The organism is Streptomyces sp. NBC_00388 (assembly GCF_036061255.1).
Classification (GTDB): domain Bacteria; phylum Actinomycetota; class Actinomycetes; order Streptomycetales; family Streptomycetaceae; genus Streptomyces.
Map to the genome: position 1 here is coordinate 4,009,477 of NZ_CP107948.1, position 13,534 is coordinate 4,023,010.

13 protein-coding genes are annotated in these 13,534 nt (G+C 73.2%); 10 read left to right on the forward strand and 3 right to left on the reverse strand.

Annotation, left to right across the window (positions count from 1 at the left end; translation table 11 throughout):
- Positions 1-106: 106 nt before the first annotated feature.
- Entirely contained in the window at positions 107-1,420 is a 1,314-nt protein-coding gene (locus OG917_RS18060) for an aldehyde dehydrogenase family protein (RefSeq protein WP_328318635.1), read from the reverse strand.
- A 276-nt stretch (positions 1,421-1,696) separates the two neighbouring features.
- On the opposite strand from OG917_RS18060, the gene OG917_RS18065 reads away from it, so the two are divergent.
- The 4 genes from OG917_RS18065 (at position 1,697) to OG917_RS18080 (ending at position 4,465) form a co-directional block, all read left to right on the forward strand.
- Positions 1,697-2,482 carry a ferritin-like domain-containing protein gene (locus OG917_RS18065; protein ID WP_328318636.1) on the forward strand — a complete coding sequence of 262 codons (786 nt, stop codon included), beginning with the start codon at positions 1,697-1,699 and terminating at the stop codon, positions 2,480-2,482.
- Positions 2,479-3,330 (forward strand): ferritin-like domain-containing protein, encoded by an 852-nt coding sequence (locus OG917_RS18070; RefSeq protein WP_328318637.1) that lies wholly within the window; start codon positions 2,479-2,481, stop codon positions 3,328-3,330. Before OG917_RS18065 ends, OG917_RS18070 begins: the two co-directional genes overlap by 4 nt.
- A gap of 105 nt (positions 3,331-3,435) precedes the next feature.
- Complete coding sequence (locus OG917_RS18075; protein ID WP_328318638.1) at positions 3,436-3,840, forward strand: cupredoxin domain-containing protein; 405 nt, start codon at positions 3,436-3,438, stop codon at positions 3,838-3,840.
- Between the two features lie 136 nt (positions 3,841-3,976).
- The gene (locus OG917_RS18080) at positions 3,977-4,465 is read left to right on the forward strand and encodes a hypothetical protein (protein ID WP_328318639.1); all 489 of its coding nucleotides are present in this window, start codon (positions 3,977-3,979) and stop codon (positions 4,463-4,465) included.
- Here OG917_RS18080 and OG917_RS18085 read toward each other — a convergent pair.
- Positions 4,428-5,765: an MFS transporter gene (locus tag OG917_RS18085; RefSeq protein ID WP_328318640.1), complete on the reverse strand. Its 1,338-nt coding sequence runs from the start codon at positions 5,763-5,765 to the stop codon at positions 4,428-4,430. The two genes, OG917_RS18080 and OG917_RS18085, sit on opposite strands and share 38 nt — an antisense overlap.
- Before the next feature lie 66 nt (positions 5,766-5,831).
- On the opposite strand from OG917_RS18085, the gene OG917_RS18090 reads away from it, so the two are divergent.
- Positions 5,832-6,836 (forward strand): LysR family transcriptional regulator, encoded by a 1,005-nt coding sequence (locus tag OG917_RS18090; protein ID WP_328318641.1) that lies wholly within the window; start codon positions 5,832-5,834, stop codon positions 6,834-6,836.
- A 98-nt stretch (positions 6,837-6,934) separates the two neighbouring features.
- A complete protein-coding gene (locus OG917_RS18095) occupies positions 6,935-8,458 on the forward strand; it encodes an alpha/beta hydrolase (protein ID WP_328318642.1) in 1,524 nt (507 codons plus the stop codon).
- Between the two features lie 57 nt (positions 8,459-8,515).
- Here the strand turns inward: OG917_RS18095 and OG917_RS18100 are convergent, their stop codons facing one another.
- The gene (locus OG917_RS18100) at positions 8,516-10,105 is read right to left on the reverse strand and encodes a peptide chain release factor 3 (RefSeq protein WP_328318643.1); all 1,590 of its coding nucleotides are present in this window, start codon (positions 10,103-10,105) and stop codon (positions 8,516-8,518) included.
- A gap of 213 nt (positions 10,106-10,318) precedes the next feature.
- Between OG917_RS18100 and OG917_RS18105 the strand changes: the two genes are divergently transcribed.
- From OG917_RS18105 to cysK, 4 genes are all read left to right on the forward strand, one after another.
- The gene (locus tag OG917_RS18105; RefSeq protein WP_328318644.1) at positions 10,319-11,044 is read left to right on the forward strand and encodes a spermidine synthase; all 726 of its coding nucleotides are present in this window, start codon (positions 10,319-10,321) and stop codon (positions 11,042-11,044) included.
- Positions 11,045-11,217: 173 nt separating this feature from the next.
- Positions 11,218-11,802, forward strand: coding sequence for an NADPH-dependent FMN reductase (locus OG917_RS18110; protein ID WP_328318645.1), 585 nt, complete (start codon positions 11,218-11,220; stop codon positions 11,800-11,802).
- Between the two features lie 47 nt (positions 11,803-11,849).
- A complete protein-coding gene (gene epsC, locus OG917_RS18115) occupies positions 11,850-12,473 on the forward strand; it encodes a serine O-acetyltransferase EpsC (protein WP_328321987.1) in 624 nt (207 codons plus the stop codon).
- Between the two features lie 94 nt (positions 12,474-12,567).
- Positions 12,568-13,506 (forward strand): cysteine synthase A, encoded by a 939-nt coding sequence (cysK, locus tag OG917_RS18120; RefSeq protein ID WP_328318646.1) that lies wholly within the window; start codon positions 12,568-12,570, stop codon positions 13,504-13,506.
- Positions 13,507-13,534 lie beyond the last annotated feature (28 nt).

Below are 13,534 nucleotides of genomic sequence, written 5' to 3' on the forward strand. Positions count from 1 at the left end.
CGGCCACGGCACGACGGATCCCCCGGCTCTCCGCGGAGAGCCGGGGGATCCGGGGCGCTCTGCTCCGCCGGGGCGCTCCGCCGGTGCGCCCTGTGCCGAGGAGGTCTCAGCCGAGCGGCTTGTCCAGGATCGCCTTGCGGTGGCTGAACGTCTCCAGCGAGTACCGGCCGTGGTAGCGGCCCATCCCGCTCTCCCCCACCCCGCCGAACGGCAGGTCGGGAATGGTGAGGTGAGCCACCGGCAGGCCGAAGCCGAGGCCGCCGGACGAGGTCTCCGTGGTGAGCCGGTCGCGGGTCAGCACCGACTCGGTGAACGCGTACAGCGCCAGCGGCTTGTCCCGGTCGTTGATGAACGCGATGGCCTCGTCCAGCCCGTCCACCTCCACGATGGGCAGGACCGGGCCGAAGATCTCCTCGGCCATGACCGGTGAACCGGGCGACACTTCCGCGAGCACGGTGGGGGCGATGTAGCGCTGGGCACGGTCGCTGTCACCGCCGACCACCACCCTGCCGGAGCCGAGCAGGCCGGTCAGCCGGTCGAAGTGGCGTTCGTTGATGATCCGGCCGTAGTCCCCGGAGGTGGCCGGGTCCGCGCCGAACAGCTCGCGTACGGCCGAGGCCAGCGCGCCCTCCAGCTCGCGGGCGGTCCCCGGGTCGGTGAGGACGTAGTCCGGGGCGACGCAGGTCTGGCCCGCGTTGAGGAACTTGGTCGAGACGAGCCGGGCGGCCACCGCGGTGAGATCCGTGTCCCGGTCGACGAAGGCCGGTGACTTGCCGCCCAGTTCCAGCGAGACCGGTGTCAGATGTTCGGCCGCCGCGCGCATCACGATGCGGCCCACGGTGCCGTTGCCCGTGTAGAAGATGTGGTCGAAGTGCTCTTCGAGCAGGGCGGTGGTCTCCGGCACCGCACCCTCGATCACGGCCACCGCGTCCCGGTCGAGATAGCGGGGCAGCAGCTCGGCGACGGCCCGTGAGGTGGCGGGGGCCACTTCGCTGGGCTTGGCGACGACGCAGTTGCCCGCGGCGAGCGCCCCGGCCACCGGGGCGAGCAGCAGCTGGACCGGGTAGTTCCAGGGGGCGATCACCAGGACGACCCCCAGCGGGTCCTGCACGGTCCAGGCGGACGCCGAGCCCAGGTGCTCGGGTACGTCGACGGGCTCGGGCCGCAGCCAGCCCTCCAGCCGCTCCAGGGTGTGGTCGATCTCGCGCACGGTGAAGTCGATCTCCGTGCGGAAGGACTCGCGTTCGCTCTTGCCCAGGTCGGTGTGGAGCGCGGCGGCCAGCTCCTGGCGGTGCTCGGTCAGCATCGCCCGCAGGCCGTGCAGCTGTTCGGTGCGCCAGGACAGGGTCTTGGTCCGGCCGGTGCGGAAGGTGGCACGGAGCCGGGCGACGGCTTCGGCGGGCTTCTCGGTGGGCTGCACGGATGCTCCTCGGTTCGACAGTCCGGACTGGGTCGGCAGTCCGGTTCAGGTATTTGTATTTACCAACAATCTGAGGGGGCTGCTTCTTCCCTCGCCGCGTCCGGGGCTTCTCGTTCCCCGGCCGGGGAGAGATGTGTGCCCCGGGCAACCGATTGGTCCTCCGTTCGGGTACGCGTTGTGGCATTCGGTCTCAGCGAGCGGGCCCTGCCGGTACCTCCTGACCAACTCTCGGGGGGACACCCGTGCTGTCCGGCGCGGGGAAGGAGATGGGACGCGATGGGTACCGATCACATCGACACCGGGTTGCTGAAGGAGCTGACCGAGCAGTCGCAGGATTTGAACAGCGACGCGCTCCGGGTGACGAACTCCGCGCTGGCGGACTTCGCCGAGACAGCCGAGTCCTCAAGCCGCCGCTGGTGGCAGCGGCGCGGCACGCTGCTGGGAGCCGCGGGTGCGGCGACCCTGCTGGGCGCCGGCCGCGCCGCGGCCGCGTCGAGCACCGACGTCATGGCGCTCCAGACGGCTGCTTCGATCGAGAATCTGGCGGTGAGCGTTTATCACACCGCCGCCGGGCTGCCGTTCATCAAGACCGGCAACAAGACCGTGCTGGCCTTCATCACGAAGACGGCGCAGCAGCACACCGCGCACGCCCAGGCGTTCAACGCCGCCGCGAAGAAGGCCGGCGGCAAGGAGCAGACGGGCACGGACCCGAAGTACGCGGCGGTCGTCAAGAAGACCCTTCCGACGATCAAGACCTCGGCCGACGTGGTCAAGCTGGCCATCACGCTGGAGGACGTCGCGGCGCAGACGTACACCAAGAACATCGGGCAGGTGAGCGACACGAACCTGCGCCAGCTCTTCGCCTCGGTCGCGCCGGTGGAGGCCCAGCACCGTGCCACGCTGCTGGCCGTGCAGGCCCTGCTGGCCGACGGGAAGACGAACCTCATCGCGATCCCCACGGACGTCGCGAAGCTTCCCGCCAACATCGGCAGCGTCGGCTTCCCGGACGCCTTCTACCCCACCAAGATGGCTTCGCCGGTCAGTGAAGGGGCCGTCAAATGAGCAGCACCAGGGGCAGCTGGGAGCTGCCGATCAGCGAGGGCGAGATGTCCCGCCTGACGACCGAGATGGACGAGGCCCACCGGGCGACCCTGCCCGTCATGGCCGCGTCCGCCCGTGAGCTGTCGACGGAGCTCAAGGACCTGGAGACCTCGGGCCCCGACCGGGTCCACGAGGAGCGTGTGCACCTGGCGCGCCGCCGCTTCCTGACCGGCGCCGGCGCGTCCGCCGCCATGCTGGCGCTCGCCGCGTGCGGCGGGAAGTCGGGCTCCACGCCGACCGGCGGCAGCGCTTCCGGCTCCCCGTCGACGGGCGCGTCGGCGTCCTCGTCCTCGGGGGCCGGCCAGTACACCGGTGACCTGAAGGTCGTCGCGCTGGCGGTGGCCCTGGAGAACCAGGCCGTCGCCGCCTACCAGGCGGCACTCAAGGCGGCCAACGCCGGCAAGCTCGGCAAGGTGCCGCCGGCGGTCGCGACGTTCATCCAGACCGCGATGGCGCAGCACAAGGACCACGCCAACGCGTGGAACGGCGTGCTCTCCAGCGCGGGGAAGCCCAAGATCACCGATGTGCCGCTCTCCGACCAGCCCGCCGTCACCAAGGCGCTCGGCCAGGTCAAGGACGTCACCGGGGTGGCCAAGCTGGCCCTCCAGCTGGAGGACCAGGCCACCGAGACCTATGTCTTCGCGACGTACAACGTCAAGAGCATGGGCGGGGTCAACACGGCCGCCACGATCGCTCCGGTCGAGGCCATGCACGCGGCGATCCTGCACTACGTGCTGGGCCAGTACCCGGTTCCGGACGCCTTCATCGGTACGAAGAAGGCGGCAAGCCCCAGCCTGCTGACCGTCTGACACCGGACGCACGTCCCGTCCCCCTCCAGGCTCCCCGGCCGGGCGCGTACCCCCCCCACGCGCCCGGCCGGGGTCGGCCGTCCCGACACCTCACCGGAGAACCCGATGCTCACCCGGACCCGCCGGCCGCGTGTGGCGGTCGCCGCAGCGGCGCTCTGCATGCTGACCGCTGTCACCAGCTGTTCGGACAGCGGCTCGAAGTCCTCGTCACCGTCGTCCACCACCCCCACGACCGCGGCCTCCACGGCGAGCGGCAAGGGCCACCTGATCACGATCAAGAACTTCAAGTTCATGCCCGCGGACCTGACCGTGGCCCCGGGCACGAAGATCACCGTGATGAACAAGGACTCGACGACCCACACCGTCACCGCCACCGGCAAGAAGGCGTTCGACACGGGTGACATCGCGGCGGGCAAGACGGTCACCTTCACCGCGCCGTCCGCCAAGGGCAAGTACCCCTACATCTGCACCATCCACCAGTACATGAAGGGTTCGCTCACGGTCGGCTGACCGCGGACCGTGCACGGCCCTGCCGTACCCGCCCGTGTCCCCGGTGCTGACTCCACCGCGCCGGGAGCACCTCGCCGGCCCCGGAACACCCGCGCCGGCTCCACCGCCCGCTCCACCGTGCCGGGAAGGGACCCCCATGCCGTCCGATCCGTCGCTCGCCGAGCCGCCGGACCCCACAGCCCGTCCGGGCCGCCGGTATCTGCGGGTGCTGCTCCGCGTGCTGGCCGCCGCGGGTCTCGCGGTCGACGCCTATGTGCACGCGCACCTCGCCGACCGCTACGACCCCATCTCGGCGAGCATCAGCCAGGGCACCCTCTTCCGGATCGAGGCCGGGGTGGCCGCGCTGGCGGCGCTGCTCGTGCTGGTCTGGCGCCGCGCCGTCTCCGACGCGTTCGCCTGGCTGGTCGCCGCGGGCGGCCTCGCGCTGCTGCTCGTCTACCGGTACGTCAACGTGGGCAAGCTCGGCCCGGTGCCGAACATGTACGAGCCGGTCTGGTTCGGCGACAAGTGGCTCACGGTGATCGCGCAGGCCGTGACCATCGCCGCGGCCACCCTGCTGCTGCTCACCGGTGCCTACCGCAAGCGCTTCACCGCACGCCGCCGGAGCCGTCGCCGGGTCGAGTGACGGCGGAGGGACCGCCCGCGGACTCCACAGGTCCCGGGGATGCGGCGGACCCGGCGGGCAGGGGCGGCTGCGCGGCCCGGTCGCCCGGCCGGGCCGCGGTACGTACCCGGCGCAGCGTCACCGCGCTGAGCAGCGCCACCGCCACCAGGCAGCCGCAGTAGAGGGTCAGGCCGTTCCACGCGCCCGCCGAGTACGCGATACCGCCCACCGAACCGCCGACCGCACTGCCGATGTAGTAGAAGAACAGGTAGACCGCCGCGCCCTGCACCCCCAGCAGGGAGGAGCGCCCGCCGACCCAGCCGCTGGCCACCGCGTGGGCCGCGAAGAAGCCCACCGTGAAGATCACCAGGCCGGGGATGACGGCGCCGAGATGCGGTACGAGCATCACGGCGAGCCCGGCGAGAGCGACGAGCAGCGCGGGCAGCAGCACCTTCGGCCGCCCGTACCTGTCGACCAGCCGGCCCGCGGCCGCCGAGGAGAACGAACCGGCGGTGTACGCGATGAAGAGCAGCCCCGCCGTCGTCTGGGACAGGTTGAACGGCGCGTCGATCAGCCGGAACCCCAGGTAGTTGTAGACCGTGACGAACGCGGCCATCGCCAGGAAGCCGATCAGATAGAGCCTGAGCAGCGCGGAGTCCGGCAGCGCCCGGCCGATGGCCGATGCCAGGGCGCGCGGCCGGGCCTCCCTGCGGACGAAGCGCACCGAAGCGGGCACCGTCAGATGGAAGACGACAGCGGCGACCGCCGCCACCGCGCCGACCGCGCCGATCGCCCAGCGCCAGCTGCCGGTCAGGTCCAGCACGCCGTCGGCGACGAGCCGTCCCGCCATCCCGCCGATGCCGTTGCCCGCCACATAGAGCCCCATGGCCTGACCGAGAGACTCGCGGTGCACCTCCTCGGCGAGGTACGACATGGCGGTCGCCTGGAGTCCGGCGAGCGCGAGGCCCTGGAGCACCCGGAAGACGAGCAGCGTCGCGAAGTTGGGCGCGAAGGCCGCCGCGACGCCGAGCAGCGCCGCCGCACCCAGCGACACGCTCATCATCCCGGTCCTGCTCCACGCGTCGGAGAGAGCGGTCAGCGGGACCACGGCGACGGCCATGGCCGCGGTGGAGACCGAGATGGTCAGCGACGAGGCCGCGGGGGACAGGCCGAAGTGCGAGGACAGGGCGGGCAGCAGCGCCTGGACGCAGTACAGCGTCATGAACGTGGTCATCCCGGCGGCGAACAGCGCTCCGGTGGCCCGGCGGAAGCCGGGTGTCCCCCGCGTGTGAGCGGCAGGCGATATGTGCGGGTCAGTCACCCGACGACGGTAGGCCGGGCGCTGTTCATGCGTCCAATGCATGGATGCCCGATGTATGTTCCGTATATGGAACACCGACCGTACGGTTCCGGCCGCCCGGCGCCCGCCCTTCCCCCGGCGGCTGCGCCCGGCGCGCTGCCGCGTGAGGCCGCGCTCCTGCCGGCGCCGCTGCTGGGGATGTGCCCGGACCTCGTGCGGTTCGTGACGGTGGCCGGTCTTGAGCACCTGTCCGCAGCGGCGAGCGAGCTGGGCACCCCGCAGTCGACGGTCAGCCGCAGCGTCGCCCGGCTGGAGGCGGCCGTCGGCACCCCGCTCTTCGACCGGGAGGGCCGGGGGCTGCGGCTGACCCGGCAGGGCCGCGCCTTCCTGGCCCGGGTGCAGCGAGGCCTGGAGGAGATCGCGACCGGCTGCGAGGAGCTGCGGCTGGCCACCGACATGCCGGGCACCGTGGCTCTCGGCTTCCTGCCCGCGCTCGGCTCGGCCCCGGTGCCGATGCTGGTCAGCTGGTTCCGGGAGCGCCACCCCCAGGCCCGCTTCCAGCTGGTCCAGGACAACGCGCAGGGGCTGCTCGACCGGCTGCGGGCGGGCGAGGTCGATCTCTGCCTGACCTCACCGCTGCCCGACGAACCGGGCATCACCACCCTGCCCGTCGCCGCCGAGCCGCTGAGTCTGGTCGTCCCCGCAGGACACCGGCTGGCCGGGCGGGGCCGGGTCCGGCTGGCCGACGCCGAGCACGAGGACTTCGTGATGGCCGCATCCGGTTACGGACTGCGCCGTCTGGTCAACGGTCTCTGCGCCGCCGCCGGCTTCCCGCCGCGCGTCGCGTTCGAGGGCGCCGAGATCGCCACCATCCGCGGCTTCGTCGCCGCGGGGCTCGGGGTCGCGGTGCTGCCCCCCTCGCCGGTCCGGGTGTCCGGCCTCGTCGACCTGCCGCTCGACGACCCGGGGGCCTCCCGCACGGTCGGTCTGACCCGGGTGACGGCCCGCACCCGCACCCCGGTCGTCAGCGACTTCATCGACCTGGTGCTGAGCCGGGCCCAGGAGTGTTTCGGCGCCCCGGCACCGGCCTGAGCCCGCCCGGCACCGCGACGGCGGCAGGGGGCTACCCCCACCTCCGTCCTCGTGCCTGTCGTATGGGCAGCAGGGATCGGGTCAACAACCCTTGTGGCATGACCAGTTACGCCCGTCAGGGCCTCTTCCGCACCCTGTCCGCGACGGCCGTGGCCGCCGCGCTCACCGCCACCGCCGTACCGGCGGCGCACGCCGGGGCAGCCCCGTCCGCCGGACCGGCGCCGGCCTCCTCGCTCGCCTGGCGGGCCTGTGACCGGCCCGGCGGCCCCGCCGGCCAGGAGTGCGCCGAGCTGCCCGTACCGCTCGACTACCGGCATCCGGACGGCCCGCAGCTCACCCTTGCCGTGTCCCGCCTGCGCAGCGACCGGCCGGCCGCGCGCCGCGGGACGCTCATCGTGATCCCCGGCGGTCCGGGATCGTCGGGTGTGCAGCGGCTGACGCAGAAGGGGACCGCGCTGCGCGGTCAGCTGGACGGTGCCTACGACATCGTCAGCCTCGACCCGCGCGGGGTGGGCGGCAGTACGCGGGCGAGCTGCGGGATCGACCCGGCCGACCGGCATCTGGTGACCCTCAGGTCCTGGCCGGCGGCGGACGGCGGGATCGCGGAGAACATCGCCGGGTCCCGGCGGATCGCCGAGGCGTGCGCCCGCAACGGCGGGCCCGTCCTCCGCAGCCTGACCACCGCCGACGAGGTGCGGGACATCGACCGGTTCCGGCAGGCACTGGGCGAGGAGAAGCTCTCCGCATGGGGGGTCTCGTACGGGACGTACGTCGCCGCCGAGTACGCGCAGAAGTACCCGCGGCGCACCGACCGCTGGGTCCTGGACAGCAGCGGGGACCCCGACCCGTCGCGGGTCGCACGGGGCTGGCTGGCGAACATGGCGGTCGGCGCGGACGACCGGATGCCCGACTTCGCGGCCTGGGCCGCCGACCCGGCCAGGGCGGACGAGGGGCTGCGGCTGGCCGGACGGCCGGAGCAGGTCAGGCCGTTGTTCCTCGCCCTGGCCGCACGGCTGGACCGGCGACCGAAGGAGACGACCACACCGGGCGTCCCGCTGACCGGCACCCTGCTGCGGCAGGCGCTGCAGACCGCGCTCTACGACGACAACGCCTTCCCGCAGCTGGCCCGGCTGATCCGGGCGGCGCAGGATCCGGCGGCGACGCCCGTCCTGAGCCCCGATCTCTCGCAGGCCATGCCCGACGAGGACGCGACGGTCACCATCGGGGTGATCTGCAACGACGTGCGCTGGCCCGACCCGGTCTCCTCGTACGGTCCCGCGGTGGCGGCGGACCGGGCAGCCCATCCGCTCACGGCGGGGATGCCGGTGAACATCACGCCCTGCACGTTCTGGAAGGACGGACCGACGGCGCCGCCCGCCCGGATCACCGACCGGGGCCCGTCCGACGTCCTGATGGTCCAGAACCGCCGGGACCCCGCCACTCCGTACTCCGGCGCACTGAGGATGCGCGCGGCGCTCGGCGCGAGGGCCCGCCTGGTGACCGTCGACAGCGGCGGGCACGGCTCCTACCTGGGCACCGGGAACGCCTGCGGGGACCGCGCCGTGACACGGTTCCTCACCACGGGGCAGCGGCCGGAGACCGACACGTACTGCGCCGGCTGAGACCGCCCGGGGCGCGTCCGGCGGCCGTGCGGCCCCCGGACGCCCCGGCCGGGGGGCTCACTCGTGCGCGGCCAGCAGAGGGTCGAGGCGGGCGTCCGGGAACGCGCGCTGGAAGGAGTTGGCCTGCCACTTGTCCGGGAAGAGCGCCAGCACCTCCTTGTCGCGGACCCGGGTCAGCGCCTCGCCCTGCACCAGCCGGGCACCGTTCAGGGCCTCACCGCCTGCCGCGTCCGTGGACCTGGCCAGGTGGTACGGGAGGAACTCCAGCCGGACCGGGGAGGAGAACTCGCCCGCCATCCGGTGCGTCACCACGTCGAACTGCATGGGCCCCACCGCCGCGAGCACCGGCGACTGGTCCCCGCGCCGGTCCGAGATCAGCACCTGCACCACGCCCTCCTCGTCGAGCTGGGCGATACCGCGCCGGAACTGCTTGGAGCGGCTGATGTCGACCGGGCGCACGGCGGCGAAGTGCTCCGGCGCGAAGGTCGGCATCGGCGGGAACTGGGCGGCCGGCCCGTCGTACAGCGTGTCGCCCACCCGGAGCACCGCCGCGTTGCCCAGGCCGACCACGTCGCCCGGGTAGGCGGTGTCGACCATGGAGCGGTCCTGACCGAAGATGCTGTGCGCGTACTTGGTGGCGAACGCCTTCCCGGTACCGGCCCGGGTGACGCTCGCCCCGCGCTCGAAGACTCCCGAGCAGACCCGCAGGAACGCGATGCGGTCGCGGTGCGAGGGGTCCATGTTCGCCTGCACCTTGAAGACGAGCCCGGAGAAGGGCGCGTCGACCGGGCGGGCGCCGCCGCCCTCCGTCTCGCGGGCGTGCGGTGCCGGCGCGAGGTCGACGATCGCGTCGAGCAGCAGCCGTACGCCGATGTTGGAGACCGCCGCACCGAAGAAGACCGGGGTCGACGTGGCGCCCAGGAAGGACTCCGCGTCGAATTCGGCGCCCTCGGCCTGCAGCAGCTGGAGCTCCTCGGACGCCTGCTCCCAGCGGTCGCCCTCCTCGGTGGCCGCCTGCTCGGCGGTGATGAGCTCCTCCTCGGCCTGGTGGGCGCCGCCGGGCGCGCGGGTGTACCGCAGCATCTGCCCGGGCTTACGGGCGTCGATCAGGCCGCGCATCTCACCGGCCTCGCCGACCGGCCAGGTCACCGGGGTGGGCCGGATACGCAGCTCGCGCTCGATCTCGTCCAGCAGCTCCAGGGCCTCCCGGCCGGGCCGGTCCCACTTGTTGACGAAGGTGATCACCGGGATACGGCGGTGCCGGCAGACGTCGAAGAGCTTGCGGGTCTGCTCTTCGAGCCCCTTGGCGGCGTCGATGAGCATCACCGCGCAGTCGACCGCCGCCAGCACGCGGTAGGTGTCCTCGGAGAAGTCGGCGTGGCCGGGGGTGTCGAGGAGGTTGAGCACATGACCGCGGTGGTCGAACTGGAGGACGGCCGACGTCACGGAGATACCGCGCGCCTTCTCCATCTCCATCCAGTCGGACGCGACCGCGCGCCGGCCCGACTTCCCGTGCACGGCGCCCGCCTCGGTGATGGCGTGCGCGTGCAGGGCCAGGGCCTCGGTGATCGTCGACTTGCCCGCGTCGGGGTGGCTGATGACCGCGAAGGTCCGCCGCCTGGCCGCCTCGGCCGCCGTCCCGCTCACGCCGGCCCCGCCGGGGGAGTCCCTCTTGTCTGCGGAAGTCCCGTACGTCTGCACCCTCGCCACCAGTCCCTCGTCCGTCCGAACCACCAGTGTGCGGCAAGGCGGGACCCGGCCGGGACCCGCGTCCGGCGCGGGCCGGCCCCCGCCGCCCGCTGTGGGACCCTCCAGTGGCGCCGGGCTCCGTCCGGCCGTGGCCCCGGAGAGAGTCGGCGGATGAGCGCACGTTTCGAGGAAATCGACTGGCAGCCCACGCCCATGGGCGACATCAGCCTGCGACGCCGGCGGGATCCGGCATCGGGCGACGACGTGTACGAGGTGAAGCTCGGGGACGAGTTCCTGATGTCGAGCCTCTTCACCCTGGGTGAGACCGAGCTCACCCGGCTCGGCCTCGCGGGGCTGCCGGACGCCCCGCTGGACGTCGCCGTGGGCGGTCTCGGCCTCGGGTACACGGCGAGGGCCGCGCTCGACGACCCGCGCGTGGCCTCACTGGTGGTGGTCGACGCCCTCGGCGAGGTCATCGACTGGCACCGGCGGGGGCTGGTCCCGCTGGGCGCAGGCCTGGCATCGGACGACCGCTGCCGGCTGGTCCTGGGTGACTTCTTCGCGCTGGCCGCGAGCCCCGGCGGCCTGGACCCCGAAGCACCGGGCCGCCGCTTCGACGCCGTCCTGCTGGACGTCGACCACTCGCCGCGCCATGTGCTGCACCCGAGCCACGCGGCGCTCTACCGGCCCGCCGGGCTGCGGGCTCTCGCCGCGCTGCTGCGGCCCGGCGGGGTCTTCGCGCTCTGGTCGAACGACCCGCCGGACGCGGAGTTCGGCGCCGTACTCGCGGAGGTCTTCGCCCGTACGGAGGCGCACGTGGTCACCTTCGACAACCCCCTCCAGGGGGGCACGTCGACCAACACCGTCTACGTGGCGGGGCGCGGCACCGAGGGGTAGGCGGCCGTGGCCGGGCTGCCCGCCGTCCCAGGACGGCGGCGCGGCCGGGCTCCCGCTGCCCGGTCCCGCCCGGGTTTCGGACGGGGGAACGGAGTGGGAGGCCATCGGGAAGTGTCTGTTCCACTCTTGCTCCAGCACGGGGCCCAGCGGCGGGCCTGTGAGGAGGAGAGCCGGTGGAAACCCCCCTGAAGATCGTCCTTGTTTCCGGCAGTACGCGCCGGGAGTCGGCCAACACGGCGCTCCTGGCCACGGTCGAGCGGCTCATCGCCGGGCGGGCCGGTGCCGTCGACGTCCACTGGATCAGCGTCGGGGAGCTGCCGCACTACGAGCGGGAGCTGGAACTCGCCCGGGAGTGCGCACCCGTCCTGGCCGCCCAGGCGCTGGTCGCCTCGGCCGACGCCATGCTGATCAGCACACCCGCGTACAACGGTGAGATGCCCGGGGCCCTGAAGAACGCCCTGGACTGGCTGTCACGGCCGGACGGCGACGCGCCGGGAGCGTTGCGCGGCCTGACGACCGCCGTGCTCAGCGCCTCACCGGGCGCCCGCGGAGCCCTCGACGCGCAGGTCACCCTCAAGACGGTCCTGGGGCGTTGCGGAGCGCGCGTGGTGGAGCACCCACCGGTCGCGGTCGGCAACGCGACGGCCCTGGTCCAGCCCGACGGCCTGGTCACCGACCCCGGTGTGGTCGACGCCCTGAGCGGTCTGGCCGACGCCGTACTGGCAGCGGTCGAGCCCCGCGAGACGGTGCTGGTGTGAGGCGGCCGGCCGCGGCGAGCGGATCCACCGCACTCCTGGCGGAGTCCATGGCGGACCCGGCGGACCCGGCGGAGCCGGGACTCCTGCGCACGATGTGGGAGGACCTCGACGTGGTCGTCGCCCGTGACCCTTCGATCCGCAACCGGCGCGAAGGGCTGCTGCACGCGGCGCTGCCCGCGCTCTGGGCGCACCGGGTGGCGCACCGGCTGCACCGGCGTGGCCTGCGGCTGCCGGCCCGGCTCGTGGCGGCGATGGCGCGTCGCGCGACCTCGGTGGAGATCCACCCGGGGGCGCGGATCGGCCGCCGGGTGTTCATCGACCACGGGGCCGCCGTCGTCATCGGCGAGACCGCCGTCATCGGCGCCGACTCGACCCTCTACCACCAGGTGACGCTCGGGGCGGTCGGCTGGTGGAGCGATGTGCTGCGCCCCGATGGCGAACGCCGCCATCCGGTGGTGGGCCACCACGTGGTGCTGGGCACCGGGGCCACCGTCCTCGGCCCGGTGACCATCGGCGACCACGCCGTGGTCGGGGCGCAGGCGCTCGTCCACCGCGATGTGCCCGCCGGGGCCCGGGTGCTGGCTCCGACCGCCGTGGTCCACACCGCGGGCGGCGCGCGGCGGCCGGTGGCCGAGAACTACGCGGTGACCGCGTCCGCCGGGTCCTGGTAACCCCCGTACGGCAGCCGCCCCCAGCAGAGCAGAGCTTCCGCCCACCTCGCGCGGCCGTGAGAGCGCCGTGCGGCCCGACGTCGTGGAGAACACAGTGAAGAGCACCGAGCGCCCCCGTATCGCTGAGAGCATCGAGGACCTGGTCGGCGGGACGCCGCTGGTCCGCCTGAGGGTCGAGGGCGCCGCGCCGGGCGCCACCGTCCTCGCCAAGCTGGAGTCGGCCAACCCGCTCTCCAGCAGCAAGGACCGCGCGGCGCTCTCGATGCTGCGGCACGCGGAGCGCCGCGGCGACATCGCGGCGGGCGGCAGCGTCATCGAGGCGACGAGCGGCAACACCGGTATCTCGCTCGCCGCGTTCTCGGCGAGCCGCGGCTACCGGTGCATCATCGTGCTGCCCGACAGTGCGACCGCCGAGCGCGTGGCGCTGCTCAAGGCGCTCGGCGCCGAGGTGGTGCAGACCCCGCAGGCCGACGGCTACCCGGGGGCGATCGCGAAGGCGGAGGAGCTGCACGCGGCGACGCCCGGTTCGTGGTTCCCGTGCCAGCACGAGAACCCGGACAACGTGGCCGCGCACTACGAGACCACGGGCCCCGAGATCTGGGCCGACACGGCAGGCCGGGTCGATGTGCTGGTGTGCGGGGTCGGTACCGGCGGCACGCTCACCGGTATCGCCAAGTACCTGAAGGAGCAGTCGCCTTCGGTGCACGTGGTGGCCGTCGAGCCGGAGAACTCCCCGGTCCTGTCGCGCGGCACGGCGGGCCAGCACCGCATCCCCGGGCTCAACGGCGGCTTCATCGCGCCCACCACGGATGTCTCGCTCATCGACCAGGTGGTGACGGTCGGGGACGAGGAGGCGCTGGACGCAGCCCGCGGACTCGCCCGCAGCCAGGGCATCTTCGCCGGGGTCTCCGCCGGAGCCGTGGCCCACGCGTGCGCACAGCTCGTCGCCAAGCCGGAGTACGCGGACAAGACGGTCGTCACCGTCTTCCCCGACACGGGTGAGCGCTATCTGAGCCTCTGGGGCGCTTCCTGAACCACCGGCCGACCCCCCCCCAACCCCC